Source organism: Bradyrhizobium hereditatis, assembly GCF_020329435.1.
Classification (GTDB): domain Bacteria; phylum Pseudomonadota; class Alphaproteobacteria; order Rhizobiales; family Xanthobacteraceae; genus Bradyrhizobium; species Bradyrhizobium hereditatis.
This window is the reverse complement of sequence record NZ_JAGKJK010000006.1, coordinates 90,681-107,660: the sequence shown is the minus strand read 5'-3', so window position 1 is coordinate 107,660 and position 16,980 is coordinate 90,681. Positions and strand designations below refer to the sequence as shown.

General features: G+C 61.1%; 15 protein-coding genes. 12 read left to right on the top strand and 3 right to left on the bottom strand.

What is annotated here, in order from left to right:
* Window positions 1-12: 12 nt before the first annotated feature.
* Entirely contained in the window at window positions 13-948 is a 936-nt protein-coding gene (locus J6524_RS15680; protein WP_225672015.1) for a LysR family transcriptional regulator, read from the bottom strand.
* A gap of 116 nt (window positions 949-1,064) precedes the next feature.
* Between J6524_RS15680 and J6524_RS15675 the strand changes: the two genes are divergently transcribed.
* The 4 genes from J6524_RS15675 to J6524_RS15660 all read left to right on the top strand — a co-directional run bounded on the left by J6524_RS15675 (window position 1,065) and on the right by J6524_RS15660 (window position 4,022).
* The gene (locus tag J6524_RS15675) at window positions 1,065-1,880 is read left to right on the top strand and encodes an SDR family NAD(P)-dependent oxidoreductase (protein WP_225672013.1); all 816 of its coding nucleotides are present in this window, start codon (window positions 1,065-1,067) and stop codon (window positions 1,878-1,880) included.
* A 135-nt stretch (window positions 1,881-2,015) separates the two neighbouring features.
* The gene (locus J6524_RS15670) at window positions 2,016-2,567 is read left to right on the top strand and encodes a YkgB family protein (protein ID WP_225672011.1); all 552 of its coding nucleotides are present in this window, start codon (window positions 2,016-2,018) and stop codon (window positions 2,565-2,567) included.
* Window positions 2,568-2,625: 58 nt separating this feature from the next.
* The gene (locus J6524_RS15665) at window positions 2,626-3,081 is read left to right on the top strand and encodes a carboxymuconolactone decarboxylase family protein (protein ID WP_225672009.1); all 456 of its coding nucleotides are present in this window, start codon (window positions 2,626-2,628) and stop codon (window positions 3,079-3,081) included.
* Between the two features lie 65 nt (window positions 3,082-3,146).
* Window positions 3,147-4,022 (top strand): alpha/beta fold hydrolase, encoded by an 876-nt coding sequence (locus J6524_RS15660; protein WP_225672007.1) that lies wholly within the window; start codon window positions 3,147-3,149, stop codon window positions 4,020-4,022.
* Between the two features lie 16 nt (window positions 4,023-4,038).
* On the opposite strand, the gene J6524_RS15655 is transcribed toward J6524_RS15660, so the two are convergent.
* Both J6524_RS15655 and J6524_RS15650 read right to left on the bottom strand, forming a co-directional pair.
* Window positions 4,039-4,887 (bottom strand): IclR family transcriptional regulator, encoded by an 849-nt coding sequence (locus J6524_RS15655; protein ID WP_225672005.1) that lies wholly within the window; start codon window positions 4,885-4,887, stop codon window positions 4,039-4,041.
* Window positions 4,888-5,144: 257 nt separating this feature from the next.
* Window positions 5,145-7,310 (bottom strand): acetate--CoA ligase family protein, encoded by a 2,166-nt coding sequence (locus J6524_RS15650; protein WP_225672002.1) that lies wholly within the window; start codon window positions 7,308-7,310, stop codon window positions 5,145-5,147.
* A gap of 219 nt (window positions 7,311-7,529) precedes the next feature.
* Between J6524_RS15650 and J6524_RS15645 the strand changes: the two genes are divergently transcribed.
* The 8 genes from J6524_RS15645 (at window position 7,530) to oxlT (ending at window position 16,951) form a co-directional block, all read left to right on the top strand.
* Entirely contained in the window at window positions 7,530-8,225 is a 696-nt protein-coding gene (locus J6524_RS15645; protein ID WP_249789493.1) for a GntR family transcriptional regulator, read from the top strand.
* Window positions 8,226-8,292: 67 nt separating this feature from the next.
* On the top strand, window positions 8,293-10,023 hold the full coding sequence (gene oxc, locus J6524_RS15640) for an oxalyl-CoA decarboxylase (protein WP_225671998.1): 1,731 nt from the start codon (window positions 8,293-8,295) through the stop codon (window positions 10,021-10,023).
* 159 nt (window positions 10,024-10,182) lie between these two features.
* Window positions 10,183-11,460, top strand: a complete 1,278-nt coding sequence (gene frc / locus J6524_RS15635) for a formyl-CoA transferase (protein ID WP_225671996.1) — start codon at window positions 10,183-10,185, stop codon at window positions 11,458-11,460.
* A gap of 206 nt (window positions 11,461-11,666) precedes the next feature.
* Entirely contained in the window at window positions 11,667-11,804 is a 138-nt protein-coding gene (locus J6524_RS15630) for a hypothetical protein (protein WP_225671994.1), read from the top strand.
* 522 nt (window positions 11,805-12,326) lie between these two features.
* Window positions 12,327-13,340: a Bug family tripartite tricarboxylate transporter substrate binding protein gene (locus J6524_RS15625; protein ID WP_376712026.1), complete on the top strand. Its 1,014-nt coding sequence runs from the start codon at window positions 12,327-12,329 to the stop codon at window positions 13,338-13,340.
* A gap of 79 nt (window positions 13,341-13,419) precedes the next feature.
* Window positions 13,420-13,917, top strand: a complete 498-nt coding sequence (locus J6524_RS15620) for a tripartite tricarboxylate transporter TctB family protein (protein ID WP_225671992.1) — start codon at window positions 13,420-13,422, stop codon at window positions 13,915-13,917.
* A 24-nt stretch (window positions 13,918-13,941) separates the two neighbouring features.
* The gene (locus tag J6524_RS15615; protein ID WP_225671990.1) at window positions 13,942-15,441 is read left to right on the top strand and encodes a tripartite tricarboxylate transporter permease; all 1,500 of its coding nucleotides are present in this window, start codon (window positions 13,942-13,944) and stop codon (window positions 15,439-15,441) included.
* 217 nt (window positions 15,442-15,658) lie between these two features.
* Window positions 15,659-16,951 (top strand): oxalate/formate MFS antiporter, encoded by a 1,293-nt coding sequence (gene oxlT, locus J6524_RS15610; protein WP_225671988.1) that lies wholly within the window; start codon window positions 15,659-15,661, stop codon window positions 16,949-16,951.
* The last annotated feature ends 29 nt before the right edge of the window (window positions 16,952-16,980 follow it).

Below are 16,980 nucleotides of genomic sequence, written 5' to 3'. Positions count from 1 at the left end.
GGTTGCGCAGCTTTATTCACGAGCGACACGGTTACGCGCCATACCTTTTGGCAGATCGGCGAGCCGCGCCCTGAGACGTGGCGCCGCGAAGTCGAGAAATGCGCGCAATTTGGCGGGCATGAAGCGGTTCGGCGAGTAGACAAGGCTGACGGGTTGTGGCGGCGGCTGAAAATCCTGCAAAACCGCAAGCAGCTGTCTGGATTTTATCGGCTCAACGAGAAGGTAAGAGAACGCCACGGTAATGCCGAGGCCTGCGCGCGCAGCATCGCAAGCCGACTCCAGATTGCTTGCGACAAAGCGCGACCGAACCGGCACCACATACTCAGTCTGGTCTCGCGTGAATCGCCACATGCTCGGCGACTGGATCGGCGGATAGCTGATGCAGTCATGCGCCGAGAGATCATCCGGCGATTTGGGCGTTCCACGAGATTTGAGATAGGCCGGACTGGCGCAAGCCACGCGGTGGATTTCCCCGACACGCACCGCAATCAGACTGCTGTCGGCGAGGTCGCCGACCCGAAGCGCGACGTCAATGTGCTCTTCCAGGAGGTCTACGGTCCGATCCTGCAGGTTGAGCTGAACGTTCACCTCTGGGAACGTCACCAGGAACTCTGCCAGAATCGACTGCAGACATAGGCGGCCGAGCGCGACAAGGGTCGAAACGCTGAGATCTCCGCGCGGCGTTGTGTACTCGCCGGACGCGACGCGCTCGGCTTCGGCAATATCGGCAAGGATTCGCTTTGCGGCGACGATGTAGGAGAGTCCTGCGTCAGTTGGGACGAGTGCGCGGTTAGACCGGTTGAACAGCTTGGTACGCAGATGCGCCTCGAGCTCGGACACCTTTCGGCTCACGGTCGCCAGCGGCAATTTCTGCCGGCGCGCCGCGGCTGACAGGCTTCCGGCTTCGGCCACCGCCAACACGACCGACATGCTTTCAAGTCGATCCATCCTACGTTTCCATTTTTTGGAAGGATATCTCTCGATTTTGCCAGATACCCTTCGAATTTGGAAGCGCTTATCCATCAACGCGTGACAACGAACCCGGCCAACCAGCGGAGATGGACATGACCCAGGCCAAAGGCACTGCCCTTATCACCGGCGCATCAACAGGCATCGGCGCAATCTACGCAGATCGACTGGCGAAGCGCGGCTACGACCTCATTCTCGTTGCGCGCAACAAGCAGCGGCTCGGAACGCTCGCGCGCCGGCTCGCCACCAATACGGGCCGCAAGGTGGAAACTCTCGAAGCCGATCTCACCGCGCCTGCAGACCTGCAACGCGTTGAGACCCTCCTCCGGATCCATGACGGCATCTCCGTGCTCGTCAACAACGCTGGAATCGGCGCGGCAGACCCGCTGGTCGTTTCCGACGTCGGCAAGATGGAAGACATGATCCGCCTGAACGTCACCGCGCTGATGCGGCTGACCTATGCAGCGGTCCCGGGATTTGTTGCCCGAGGCAACGGCACGATCATCAACATTTCGTCGGTTGTCGCGATCGCACCGGAAGTACTGAACGGCGTCTATGGCGGCACGAAAGCGTTCGTGCTCGCGTTCAGCCAATCGCTTGTTCACGAACTCGCCGACAAGGGCATCCGCGTGCAGGCGGTGCTACCCGGCGCCACGGCAACGGAATTCTGGGACGTGGCAGGCAAGCCGGTGCATGAGCTTCCGGCGCAGATCGTGATGTCAGCCGACGACATGGTCGATGCCGCGCTTGCCGGTCTCGACCTCGGCGAGACCGTGACCATCCCCTCGCTGGCAGACAAGGCAGAGTGGGATCGTCATGAGACGGCGCGTCTCGCGATGTCGAGCAAGCTCTCGAGTGCCATCCCGGCGCCCCGCTACAACTTGCACAGGCATGAAAGCGTGAGCGCCTAGGCGACGCCAACGCTTTTTCACCCGGCTCACCAAGGCTACCGACATACTTCTCGGCATTCATCCGGACGTGCCGAGACCGTCGAGTTGGTGCTCGACGGCAGTTCTTCACACGTCCGGTGGACAAGGAGACGTACCATGAAGACGGAAGTTGCCATCTCACGTATCGCCAGTCAGGTCCCGGCACCGGTCCTGGCGCTGGGTACATTCGCAGGGTGGCGCGTTCATGCCGAGCGCCTGCTCGCCTACGCAGAGCCGATCAGCAGGGTCGGCCTCTATGTGTCGCTCGCGATCATCTACGCCTGGTTCGGCGGGATGAAGTTTACGGAGTATGAAGCCAACGGGCTGGTGCCGCTGGTGGAGAACAGCCCGCTCTTGAGCTGGTTCTATGCTCTGTTCTCGGTCCGCGGCTTCTCCACGTTCCTCGGCTTCCTCGAACTCAGCATCGGGCTGCTGATCGCCCTCCGATTGGCGAGCCCGATCTTTTCCGCAGCCGGCGGCCTTCTCTCGGCCGGACTCTTCGTCACCACGGTCAGCTTCATGATCTCGACGCCTGATGTCATCGTGCCGGAGCTCGGAGCGCCCGCGATCACCGTCGCGCCGGGTCAGTTCCTCCTGAAGGATGTCGGCCTGTTCGCTGCTTCGTTCTGGGTATTCGTCGACTCGCTGAAGGCCGTCGTTCGCAAGTGAGCTGGCTTTATTCCGGATCAGAGAATCAAACCCCGTGCACGTCATCAAGGAGCAAACAATGAGCAAGCGTCTCGACTACAACCAGATCGCGCCGGCAGGCGTGAAAGCACTGGGCGGCGTCTACGGCTACGTCATGCAGAGCGGCCTTTCCTCTGCCCTGGTCGAGCTGGTGTACTTACGAATTTCCCAGATCAACAACTGTGCCTACTGCCTCGACATGCACACGCGCGATCTGCTCAAGAAGGGTGTGAAGATCGAAAAGCTGGCGCTGGTGCAGGCGTGGAAGGAAGCCGGCAACCTCTTCGACGAACGCGAACGCGCCGCCCTTGCATGGGCCGAAACGGTGACGCGCGTCGCTGATACCAACGTGCCGGACGAAGCCTACCAGGCGGCCCGCGCCGTGTTCGAGGAGCGCGAGCTCGTGGATCTCACGATCGCGATTGGCCTGATGAACGCCTACAACCGTCTCGCAATCAGCTTTCGGAATACGCCGCAGGCCGCGGAGGCAGATTGATCGAGGACGTCGCGCTTGTGCACGCGCGACCTCCTGACCAGTAAACCGGGCGAAGGACACGTGCCATGTCACAGCAGATGAACGATAACGCGATCGGTTTTATGAAGATCGACCAGGACATCACGCTCAGAAGGATGGTGCTGCGCAACCCGAAACCGAAGGGGACCGTCCTCTTCCTGCATGGATTTCCCGAGACGCTGTACACCTGGAAAGATATTTCGCTGGCTCTGGCCGATGACTACGAAGTCCACGCTTTCGACTGGCCGGGTTACGGTCTTTCATCCAGACCGACCGTCGACCGGTTCTCTTATGCGCCGAAAGACTACGCGCATGTGCTGAATCAGTACATTGCGAAAGCAGGCATAGACACATCGAAGCTGACGATCTACGCAACGGATATCGGTGCCCTGCCGGCGCTCCTGCTGGCCGTGGAGAAACCTGACATCGCAAGGACGATCATCGTCGGCGACTTCGCCCCATTCGACAGGCCTCAACATATGTATGAGAGCCTGCAAAACCTGAAGGCGGGGCCCGCGATGGATCAGGTCCGCGCCACTCTAAACAGGAATCGCGACGAGATCCTCGCGAACACCTTCACACGAGGATTACCTGCGGAATCCCTGTTCGAAGTTTCGCGGGAATTCAAGGACGACATGGCCCGCGGATGGAGCCACGGCGCGATGACGACGGCGGACGCTTTCTCGCATTACTATTCGCGCTTTACGCGGGACCAGGACCACTTCGAATCGCAACTGTCCCGGCTGAAAACCCCTGTGAAGGTGATTTGGGGCGAGGAGGACCTCTACATCAAGAAAGAGATGGGAGCAGAGCTTGCCGAAAGAGTTCAGGCGGAGTTCGCGCTTCTTTCCGGCATAGGGCACTTCCCTCACCTGCAGGACCCGAAACGGACGATCGATGAGGTTCGTGCCTCATTTCGGTGAGTGCGTAGGGTGTGGCTCAGCCGATCTTCATCTCCGGCATCACGCCACCGAGCGCGACCGTCAGTTCGGCCGCCACTTCCCGCACGGTTCGGCCGAGTTGCGGCAGGCGCTCGTCGGTCAATCGGCCCGTCATGCCCGAGACGGAAATCGCCGCCAGCGGCTCAGCGCAATCATTGTAGACGACAGCGGCGACGCAGCGCAGGCCCATGCAGGCCTCCTCGTCGTCCACGGCGTAGCCCTGGCGGCGGATTTTTTCGAGCTCCTTGAACAAATCGCTGGGCCGCACGATCGACTTTTCGGTCAGCCGCGGCATGCCGTGGTGACGGATGATCGCGCTGACGTCCTCGTTGGAATAGGTCGCCAGCACCGCCTTGCCGACGCCTGAAGCGACCATCGCGACACGGCCGCCGAGCTTGGTCAGCGAGCGCATGATCTCGCGGCTTTCCATCCGGGTCAGCACGATGATGAATTCGTCGTCGACCACGGCGAGGTTGGCGGTCTCGCGCGTCAGGTCGCGCAGCTTGCGCAAGTAAGGTATTGCCTGCGCCGCGAAATTGCGGCGGCGGGCGAAGGTCGCGCCCACCGTGAAGCAGCGCGCGCCGACATGCCATTTCGATTCGGTGCGGTCGAACTGCACGAAGCGGCGGTTTTCCAGCGTCGCCAGCAGGCGGTGCACGGTCGAGGTCGATAGGCCGGTGCGGATCGCGAGGTCGCTTAAGCGATAGCCCTCGTCGTCTTCCGCCAGCGTCTCAATGATCGAGAGTGCGCGATCGACCGATTGGACGCCGCTATCGCGCACCTCAGTGTCCTGGTCCGCGGTGGATCTCGGTTCGACCGCCTTGCGCCGGATCACGTCTTTTCTCATCGCGACTGCATCCATCCGTGAGTCAGACTGTCAGTGCGTATCGCGCTACGCCGTAGGATGAGTAGAGCGAAGCGAAACCCATCATCACATGACCAGCGCTACCGGCGTTGATGGGTATCGCTTCGCTCCACCCATCCTACGGGCGACTGCTGGTCGACCATTCTCCCTCTCCCCGCTTACGGGGCGAGTTAAGAAAGCTCGTCAGATGAAAATGCCGCCTCGGATGGTTTTCCGAGGCGGCATTGCCGTTGATAGTCTCAGAGCAGGCCCGCGCCGCGCGCCCACTTGTACTTGGCGCCGAGCACCTCGACCGGCATCTCGGTCGAATACGCATAGGCCGGGATGCCGTTCTGGTAGAGATATTCGGCGGCTTCCTCGACCTCGACGTCGCCGGCGAGCGAGGCGACGATCGGCTTCACAAAGCCCTTGGCCTCCATCTCCTTCTTCACCTCGACCATGTTGCGCGCGAACACCATCGGCGGGGTGACGATCGTGTGCCAGTAGCCGAGGATCAGCGCGTGGATGCGATCATCCGACAGGCCGAGCTTCACCGTGTTGATGTAGGTGATCGGCGGCTCGCCACCGGTGATATCCACAGGATTTCCAGCCGCGCCGAACGGCGGGATGAACTTGCGGAACGCGGCGTCGAGATCCGGCGGCATCGACATCAGCGACAGGCCGTTATCGACGCAGGAGTCCGACAGCAGCACGCCGGAGCCGCCGGCGCCGGTGATGATCAGCACGTTCTCGCCCTTCGGCGTCGGCAGCACCGGCATGCCGCGCGCGAATTCGAGCAATTGCCGCAAGGACCGGGCACGGATCACGCCGGACTGCTTGAACACGTCCTCATAGATTTTGTCGTTGCCGGCGAGCGCGCCGGTGTGAGACGACGCCGCCTTCGCACCAGCAGAAGTGCGGCCCGCCTTCAGCACCACCACCGGCTTCTTCTTGGCAACGCGCTTGGCCGCTTCCGCAAAGGCGCGGCCGTCCTTCAGGTCTTCGCAGTGCTGCGCGATCAGGTTGGTGTTGGGATCCTGCTCGAAGAAAGCCAGCAGATCGTCCTCATCGATATCGGACTTGTTGCCGAGACCGACGATGGCGGAGACGCCCATCTTGGCCGAGCGCGAGAAGCCGATGATCGCCATGCCGATGCCGCCGGACTGCGACGACAGCGCCGCCTGCCCCTTGACGTCGTAGGCGGTGCAGAACGTGGCGCAGAGATTGGCCGGCGTGTAGTAGAAGCCGTAGATGTTCGGCCCCATCAGGCGGATGTCGTACTTCTTGCCGACCTCGACGATCTCGGCCTGCAATTCAGGCGCGCCGGCTTCGGCAAAGCCCGAGGGAATCAGCACCGCGCCCGGGATTTTCTTCTCGCCGCATTCGGCCAGGGCGCCAGCGACGAACTTTGCGGGGATCGCAAACACCGCGACGTCGATGACGCCGGGCACGTCCTTGACGCTCTTATAGGCCTTGTAGCCCAAAATCTCGTCGGCCTTGGGATGGATCGGCAGGATCTCGCCCTTATAACCGCCGTTGATGAGGTTCTTCATCACGGAATTGCCGATCTTGCCGTCTTCGGCCGAGGCGCCGATCACGGCAACCGCCTTCGGCTGCATGATGCGGTTCATCGCAGCGACGATTTCCTCGGTCGGGCGTGGCTTCGGCTTCGGCTTGTAGTTGAAGTCGACGACGATGCGCACGTCGGCGGCAATCGCGTCCTTTTTGGTGGCGAACACCGGATTGAGGTCGAGTTCGACGATCTCGGGGAAATCGCTGACGAGCTGCGAGACCTTCACAATGACATCAGCCAGCGCGTCGCGGCTCACCGGATCGCCGCCGCGCACGCCCTTCAGCATATCATGGGCCTGGATGCCGTCGAGCATCGACAGCGCATCTTCCTTGGTGGCGGGCGCGAGACGGAAAGTGATGTCCTTCAACACCTCGACCAGCACGCCGCCGAGGCCGAACGCCACCAGCTTGCCGAACGAGCCGTCGGTGATGGAGCCGACGATGACCTCGGTGCCGCCGGCCAGCATCTGCTGCACCTGGACGCCCTCGATCTTGGCGTCGGCCTTGTACTGCTTCGCGTTGGCGAGAATGGTCTCGTAGGTCTTTTCAGCGTCGGCCGCGGTCTTGACACCGACCACAACGCCACCAGCTTCAGTCTTGTGGAGAATGTCCGGCGAGACGATCTTCATCACGACCGGGAAGCCCATGCTTGATGCGATCTTGGATGCATCAGCGGCGGATTTCGCCAGGCCTTCCTTCGGAACCGGGATGCCATAGGCATCGCAAACCAGTTTGCCTTCCGGCGCGGTGAGGCTGGTGCGCTTTTCAGCCTTCACCGTATCGAGCACCCGGCGGACAGCCTCGTGGGCGCTGGGCTCAGCGATCTTGCGGGCCGCATCTGCAGAATTTGACATTGGCTTCCTCCTGGGGCTAGTTTTATGGCATTTGGTATGCCAGAGATTAGATTGTCAAGACAAACTATCGCGCAGAAACAGCGAAAACACGGGCATCTTGACATTCTGGTATTTGGTATGCCAAAAATATTCAGGCATTTCTTCTGGTAAGAAGACGTCTCCAAAACAGGGAGGAGACGAGTCGTGTCCGAACGAAAACAAACCAAGGCACCGCCTGTCATGGCTGAGGCAGATATCGCAATCGTCCGGATTGCGCCTGAGACGAGCTTCAAGAACAAGGCCTACGAGGCCTTGAAGGAAGCGATTCTCAAGATGGACATCTACGCGACGCCCGAGCCGGTGATGCTCGACGAGCGTGCGCTGTCCGAACGCCTCGGCGTCAGCCGCACCCCTATTCGCGAAGCCATCGCGATGCTGGAACAGGATGGCTTCGTCAAAACCGTGCCGCGCCGCGGCATCGTCGTGGTTCGCCGCACCAAGGCCGAGATCGTCGACATGATCCGCGCCTGGGCCGCGCTCGAGAGCATGGCCGCGCGCCTGATCACCACCACCGCGCGCAAGAAAGACATCACGGCGCTGCGCGATTTCTTCAAGGACTTCGGCAAGGATCGTCTGCCGCAGGATCATATTGAAGAATACTCCAAGGCCAACATCGCCTTCCATCAGGCGCTGATCTCGCTTTCGGAGTCGCAGGTGCTGGTCGATATGACCAACGATATCCTTCTGCACGTGCGCGGCTACCGGCAATTGACCATCGGGCGGAAGGATCGCACCGCGACCTCGCTGCCTGAGCATCTCGCCATCATCGAAGCGCTGGAAGCGCGCGATACGGAACTTGCCGAAAAGCTTGCGCGCGATCACACGCTCGGACTTGCCACCTACGTCGAGACGCACGGGCAGGAACTTTTCTCTTAAAGACTAACCTCGCACCAGAAGACGACCAAAAATCGTCCAAAACCACACGATCAGGGAGATGAAGCCCATGCTGAATACCGCTGTTAAGTCCGAAGCACCGGGCGCCGAGCAAGAGCTGACCGATGGCTTTCATCTCGTCATCGACGCGCTCAAGCTCAACGGTATCAACACGATTTATAATGTGCCGGGCATCCCGATCACGGATTTGGGCCGCATGGCCCAGGCCGCGGGCATTCGCGTCATCTCCTTCCGTCACGAGCAGAACGCCGGCTACGCCGCTGCTATCGCCGGCTTTCTGACCAAGAAACCCGGCGTGTGTCTCACCGTCTCGGCACCGGGTTTTCTCAATGGCTTGACCGCCCTCGCCCACGCCACCACCAACTGCTATCCGATGATCCTGGTCTCGGGTTCCTCCGAGCGCGAGATCGTCGACCTCCAGCAGGGCGACTATGAAGAGATGGACCAACTCGCGATTGCGAAGCCGCTGTGCAAGGCGGCCTATCGCGTGCTGCATGCCCAGGACATCGGCATTGGTCTGGCGCGCGCGATTCGCGCCGCCGTCTCCGGCCGTCCGGGCGGCGTCTATCTCGATCTGCCGGCAAAACTGTTCGGCCAGGTGATGAATGCCGAAGCCGGCCAGAAGTCGCTGGTGAACGTCATCGATGCGGCTCCCGCGCAGATCCCCGCCCCCGCCTCCATCAAGCGCGCGCTCGACGTGCTCAAGGGTGCAAAACGTCCGCTGATCATTCTCGGCAAGGGCGCGGCCTACGCGCAGGCTGATGAGGAAATCAAGAGCTTCGTCGAGAAGAGCGGCGTGCCCTTCCTGCCGATGAGCATGGCCAAGGGTCTTCTGCCTGACACTCATCCGCAATGCGCCGGCGCGGCCCGCTCCACGGTGTTGAAGGAATCCGATGTCGTGATGCTGATCGGCGCGCGGCTCAACTGGCTGTTGTCGCACGGCAAGGGCAAGAGCTGGGGCGAAGCCCCGAAGAAATTCATCCAGGTCGACATCGAGCCGAAGGAAATGGATTCGAATGTCGAGATCGTCGCCCCCGTGGTCGGCGACATCGGCTCCTGCGTCTCCGCCTTCGTTCAGGCGATGGGAAGCGGCTGGACCGCCCCGCCCGCCGACTGGATCAAGACGGTGACGTCCAAGCGCGAAGAGAACGTCGCCAAGATGGCGCCGAAGCTGATGAACAACAAGTCGCCGATGGATTATCACGGCGCGCTCGGCGTCTTGAAGAACGTCATCAAGGAGCGTCCCGACGCCATCCTCGTCAACGAAGGCGCCAACACGCTCGACCTCGCCCGCGGCGTCATCGACATGTACAAGCCGCGCAAGCGTCTCGACGTCGGCACCTGGGGCGTGATGGGCATCGGCATGGGCCAGGCGATTGCGGCTGCGCTCGAGACCGGCAATCCCGTGCTCGCGGTCGAGGGCGACAGCGCGTTCGGCTTCTCCGGCATGGAGGTCGAGACGATCTGCCGCTACAACCTTCCGGTCTGCGTCGTCATCTTCAACAATGACGGCATCTATCGCGGCACCGATGTCAACAACGCCAACTCCGATCCTGCGACGACCGTGTTCGTCAAGGGAGCGCGCTACGACAAGATGATGGAGGCCTTCGGCGGCGTCGGCGTCAACGCCACCTCGCCCGATGAGCTCAAGCGCGCCGTCAACGAGGCGATGGATTCCGGCAGGCCGACGCTCATCAACGCCGTGATCGACCCGGCAGCCGGCTCGGAGAGCGGCCGTATCGGCAACCTCAACCCGCAAAGCGTTTTGAAGAAGAAGTGAACAGATCAACCCATCGGCGTCATTCCCCGCGCAGGCGGGGAATCCAGTACCCGCCGAACTATCGTGTGACGAAGGCAGTGCCCGACTGAACCGACGGTGATTACTGGATGCCCGCCTTCGCGGGCATGACGGCAACAGATAGTAGAAGGAGCAAGCACGATGACAAAGGCGCTTACGGGCGTTCGTATTCTCGATTTCACCCACGTTCAGTCGGGTCCGACCTGCACGCAACTGCTGGCCTGGTTCGGCGCAGACGTGATCAAGGTCGAGCGCCCGGGCGTCGGCGACATCACCCGCGGTCAGCTGCAGGACATCCCGAACGTGGACAGCCTGTATTTCACCATGCTGAACCACAACAAGCGTTCGATCACGCTCGACACCAAGAACCCGAAGGGCAAGGAAGTCCTCACTGAACTGATCAAGAAATGCGACGTGCTGGTCGAGAACTTCGGCCCCGGCGTGCTCGACCGCATGGGCTTCCCCTGGGAGAAGATCCACGCCATCAACCCGAAGATGATCGTGGCCTCGATCAAGGGCTTTGGCCCTGGCCCCTATGAAGACTGCAAGGTCTACGAGAACGTCGCGCAGTGCACCGGCGGCGCCGCTTCGACCACCGGCTTCCGCGACGGCCTGCCGCTGGTCACCGGCGCACAGATCGGCGACAGCGGCACCGGCTTGCATCTCGCGCTCGGCATCGTCACCGCGCTCTATCAGCGCACCCACTCGGGCAAGGGCCAGCGCGTGACCGCGGCGATGCAGGACGGCGTGCTCAACCTCGCCCGCGTCAAGCTGCGCGACCAGCAGCGGCTCGCCCACGGCCCGCTCAAGGAATACAGCCAATACGGCGAAGGCATTCCGTTCGGCGATGCCGTGCCGCGCGCCGGCAATGATTCCGGCGGCGGCCAGCCCGGCCGCATCCTGAAGTGCAAGGGCTGGGAGACCGATCCGAACGCCTACATCTACTTCATCACCCAGGCGCCGGTCTGGGAGAAGATCTGCGACGTCATCGGCGAGCCGACCTGGAAGACCGATCCGAACTACGCCAAGCCGGCGGCCCGCCTGCCGCGGCTGAACGAGATCTTCGCCCGCATCGAGCAGTGGACGATGACCAAGACCAAATTCGAGGCGATGGAAATCCTCAACAAGGACGACATTCCCTGCGGACCGATCCTGTCGATGAAGGAGCTGGCCGAAGACCAGTCGCTGCGCGCCACCGGGACGGTGGTCGAGGTCGATCACCCGACCCGCGGCAAGTATCTGTCGGTCGGCAACCCGATCAAGCTGTCGGACTCACCGAGCGAGGTGACCCGCTCGCCCCTGCTCGGCGAGCACACCGACGAGATCCTGCGCCAGGTGCTCGGCTTCTCGGACCAGAAGGTCGCCGAAATCCACGATTCCGGCGCGCTCGCGCCGCCGCAGAAGCAGGCGGCGGAATAAACCCAGCCTTGTCCTCTGGGATACAAAGGCCGCCGGTTTCCGGCGGCCTTTTTGCTGTCTGGAATGCCATATCAGTTAATTTTGCTGCAATGCACGCGGACAATTGCTGCTATGCAAACAAGCCCGTTGTAGGTGGCATATGGTATACCTAATCTATCCCTAGACACGACGCGGAGCTGCTCCGCTACTTACGAAAGGGGACGTATATGTCTAAGACTGCATCCATCGGCCTCCTGTCTTCCAGCACCCTGTTCGGCCGCCTGATGGCTTTTATCGACCGCCTCCTGACCCAGAGCAGCCGCATCGCTATCCGCAATGGCGACCTCCCCTATTTCGGTCTTTGAACCTGAAAATACGGGGTTTTCTGCAAAGGACCCTGATCAGATAAACGACTTTGCCGTCGTGATTGGATGAATGGCCCCGGCTTCCGGGGCCATTTTCGTTTGTGGTCCCGCCTTAGCCTTCACCACGCTCTGCGACAAATTGGCCCGGGCGACGATCGGAAGCATTATACTGTTGCTTCCTGGCATATCGCATACAAAGATGCGTTCCAACAGCGCTCATCAAAACAAGAGCGCTTCGGGAGGTGGGCCGTGCAGTCCAAGAGGACAGTCAGGGCGATGGGGCGACCGGCGCGACCGATCTCGCGCGCCGCTTCCTGTATTCCACAATTCCACCATTGGCCGAAAGGAGCGGATGCCGCCCCGGTAGGTCCCTCCTACAATTCGAGCTTGCTGCGGTTGCCTAAATGGAACCGTTGCGGTGTGACGGTCTTGAGTGCGACAACGCCTCTTGGGCGCTTGGAATAATAATTGACCAAGCCGGCAACAGACCGGCGTAACGACAATTGGATGGGAGTGAAACAAATGAAACATGCTGCACATACTGCGTTGGGGGCACTTGCTGCGATATGCGCGCTCGGGATGTCGGCTCCGGCAATCGCCGCGTGGGAGCCGGTGAGGCCCGTCGAATTCATCGTCCCTGCCGGCACCGGCGGCGGCGCCGATCAGATGGCGCGGACGATCCAGGGCATCGTCACCAAGCACAATTTGATGAAACAGCCTCTGGTTGTCATCAACAAGTCGGGTGGCGCCGGCGGCGAAGGCTTCCTCGACGTCAAGAGCTCCGGCGGCAATCCGCACAAGATCATCATCACGCTCTCCAATCTCTTCACCACCCCACTCGCAACAGGCATTCCGTTCAGCTGGAAGGATCTCACGCCGGTAGCCATGCTGGCGCTCGACGAGTTCGTGCTCTGGGTGAACGCGGAGAAGCCCTACAAGACCGCGAAAGAGTATATCGAGGCGGTGAAGGCTGCGCCGGCGGGCTCCATGAAGATGGGCGGCACCGGCTCGAAGCAGGAAGACCAGATCATCACCGTCGCGGTCGAGAAAGCAACCGGCAGCAAGTTCACCTACATTCCCTACAAGGGTGGCGGTGAAGTCGCCGTTCAGCTCGTCGGCAACCACGTCGATTCGACTGTCAACAATCCGATCGAGGCGGTCGCACAATGGCGCGGTGGCAAGCTGCGTCCGCTCTGCGTGTTCGACGCACAGCCGATGGCCTATGACGAGCAGATCGCGGACGGCAAGAGCTGGAAAGACATTCCAACCTGCAAGTCGCAGGGCCTCGACATGGAATACGTGATGCTGCGCGGCATCTTCATGTCGCCCAGGGCGACCAAGGACCAGATCGAATATTACGTCGAATTGTTCAAGAAGGTTCGCGCCACGCCCGAGTGGCAGGACTTCATGAAGAGTGGCGCGTTCAACACGACCTTCCTGACCGGGGCCGATTACGCCAAGTGGCTTGAGACTGAAGATAAACGTCACCAGACGCTGATGAAGGACGCTGGTTTCCTCGCGGCCGCGGGAAACTGACGAACGACTGACCCACGACGGACCGCAGCACCGACGCCGGGCCTCTTAGGCCACAGGCCCGGCTTCGCATGGAGTTTTGATGACAACAGGCAGCTCAAGCAACACCGGCCCCACCCACAAGCTGGTGGAGGCAGGAATCACGCTTCTGATCGCCCTCTTCGGCGTGATCGTTATCGCCGGCAGTCTGAAGGCCGGCATCAACTGGGGCGCGGAAGGTCCGCGTGCGGGCTTCTTCCCGTTCTACATCGGAATCTTCATCGTGGCGTCCAGCGCGGTGAATCTATGGAACGGGCTGCGCGAAGACGATGGCAGGCTGTTCGCGGAATGGGGACAGCTTCGCCAGGTCATGAGCGTCGTCATACCGACTGCGATCTATGTCGGCGCGATGCCGTTCACGGGACTCTATGTCGCCTCGATCTTCTTCATCGCGTGGTTCATGCGATGGCTGGGCAAATATCCCTGGCTGACCGTGCTCGCGGTCGCGCTCGGCATGCCCATCGTCACCTACTTCATTTTCGAGCGTTGGTTCATGGTCCCGCTTCCGAAGGGACCGGTCGAAGAATGGCTCGATCTTTAATTACTCGCAGCGGCAGGGATCACGATGGAAGAACTCGTCAATCTTTTTCACGGCTTTGCTGTAGCGCTGCAACCATTCAACATCATGGTGATGGTCGTCGGCATCGTGCTCGGCGTTCTGATCGGCGTTCTTCCGGGATTGGGCGGCGCCAACGGCGTCGCTATCCTTTTGCCGCTGACATTCAGCATGTCGCCGACGTCGGCCATCATCATGCTCTCCTGCATCTATTGGGGCGCGCTGTTCGGCGGCGCGATCACTTCGATCCTGTTCAACATACCCGGCGAGCCATGGTCGGTCGCGACGACATTCGACGGCTATCCGATGGCGCAAAAGGGCAAAGCCGGCGAAGCCTTGACCGCGGCCTTCACCTCATCGTTCGTCGGCGCCCTGTTCGCCGTGGTGATGATCACGCTGGTGGCGCCGCTGGTTGCAAGTTTTGCGCTGCAGTTCGGACCGGCGGAAAAATTCGCCGTCTACTTCCTGGCGTTCTGCAGTTTCGTCGGCCTCAGTAAGGAGCCGCCGTTCAAGACCATCGCCGCCATGATGATCGGCTTCGCGCTTGCCGCCGTTGGCCTCGACTCCATCACTGGACAGCTCCGGCTGACCTTCGGCATGACGCATCTGCTGAACGGCTTCGACTTCCTCATCGCCGTCATCGGCCTGTTCGGCATCGGCGAGATCCTGCTCACGATGGAGGAAGGACTGGCCTTCCGCGGCGGTAATGCCAAGATCAATCTGCGCGTGGTGCTGCAGACCTGGAAGGAGCTGCCGGCTTACTGGATCACGTCGCTGCGCTCCTGCCTGATCGGTTGCTGGATGGGCGTCACGCCGGCCGGCGCGACACCCGCCTCGTTCATGAGCTACGGCATCGCCAAGCGTGTGGCCAAGAAGGGCAACAATTTCGGCAAGGGAGAAATCGAAGGCGTGGTCGCGCCGGAAACTGCGGCGCATGCCGCCGGCACCGCGGCGCTGTTGCCGATGCTTTCGCTCGGCGTGCCAGGTTCGCCGACAGCCGCGGTGCTGCTCGGCGGCCTCCTTATCTGGGGCCTGCAGCCCGGGCCGATGCTGTTTGTCGAGCAGAAGGAATTCGTCTGGGGCCTGATTGCCTCGATGTATCTCGGCAATATCGTCGGTCTGCTCGTCGTCTTGACCTGCGTGCCTGTCTTCGCGGCGATCCTCCGCGTGCCCTTCAGCATCATCGCGCCGCTCATTCTCGTGCTGTGTGCGATCGGCGCCTACTCGGTGCACAGCTCTACGTTCGACGTGGTGTTGATGCTGGTGTTCGGTGTGATCGGCTATCTGCTCAAGAAAGCCAACTATCCCCTCGCCCCGCTGGTGCTCGCCATCGTGCTCGGTGACAAGGCGGAAGAGGCATTCAGGCAATCATTGCTGGGATCCCAGGGCTCGCTTGGCATATTCTTCTCGAATACGCTGGTCAGCTCGATCATGGTCCTAGGTCTGATTGCGCTGTTCTGGTCGGCGATCCAGCAAGGCTATACGCGCCTGCGCGGCGCGACCGCATAACGACAAGCAGGTGTTATCGCCATAATATCAAACACCTTTTTATCTCGATCAGGGGCCGTGCTATGAAATGCACGGCCCTTTTGCTTTTGCAGCATCTTTCGCGCGCAGTCGAATTGCGGTGGGCCAACCAAAATTCCCTCTTGTCTACTGGCATAACATATACCAAACTCCGCGCCCGGAGCTGTCGGGTATTGATAGAACAGCCTATGGAGGGAAGATGACGGATACAGTGCACGGAGCGGCCCCCGTCGAGGCAGCTCGAGTAAGCGATGCCTATCGTTGGACCCAATTGGTCATCGGCGTCGCGGCAATGGTGATGATCGCCAATTACCAATACGGTTGGACTTTCTTCGTCCCCGACATTCAGCAAAAATTCGGATGGGATCGCGCCTCGATCCAGTGGGCATTCACGCTGTTCGTGCTCTTCGAGACCTGGCTGGTGCCGGTCGAAGGATGGTTCGTCGATAAATACGGCCCGCGCATCGTCGTCCTGATCGGCGGCATCCTCTGCGCCATCGGATGGGCCATCAACGCCCACGCGACCACGCTCAACGGCTACTATCTCGGCATGATCATCGCGGGCATCGGCGCTGGCGGCGTGTACGGCACCTGCGTCGGCAACGCGCTGAAATGGTTTCCCGACAAGCGCGGCCTCGCCGCCGGCATCACGGCTGCCGGATTCGGCGCCGGCTCGGCACTGACGGTCGCGCCGATCCAGGCGATGATCAAGGATTCCGGCTTCCAGACCACTTTCCTCTATTTCGGTCTCGGGCAAGGCATCATCATCGTCATCCTCGCCTTCCTGATGTTCTCGCCGAAGGCCGGACAAGTGCCGACCGTGCAGAACACCAACGTAATCCAGACCCGGCGCAACTATCAGCCGACCGAAGTGATCCGTCAGCCGATCTTCTGGTTGATGTACTTCATGTTCGTGATCGTCGGCGCCGGCGGATTGATGGTGACCGCCAACCTCAAGCCGATCGCGGTCGACTGGAAGGTCGACAGCGTGCCGGTGACGCTGATGGCGGTGACGATGACGGCGGTGACGTTCGCAGCCACCATCGATCGCGTCCTCAATGGCCTGACCCGCCCCTTCTTCGGCTGGATCTCCGACATGATCGGCCGCGAGAACACCATGTTCATCGCATTCGGCATGGAAGGCATCGGCATCTGGGGTCTCTATATGCTCGGCCACGATCCGGTGTGGTTCGTGCTCTTGTCAGGCTTCGTGTTCTTCGCGTGGGGTGAGATCTATTCGCTCTTCCCGTCGACCTGCACGGACACGTTCGGCTCGAAATTCGCGGCTACCAATGCCGGCCTGCTCTACACGGCGAAGGGCACCGCGGCACTGCTGGTGCCGGTTGCGAACTACATGCAGCAGTCGTCGGGTACATGGGACACCGTGTTCATCGTCGCGGCCGGCGCCAACATCCTGGCCTCGCTGCTGGCGATTGCGGTGCTCAAGCCTTGGCGCAAGGTAGTGGTCGCGAAGTCGCAAAGCGCGGCCTGATCCCACACGATCACTTAAGCGAAAGAGAC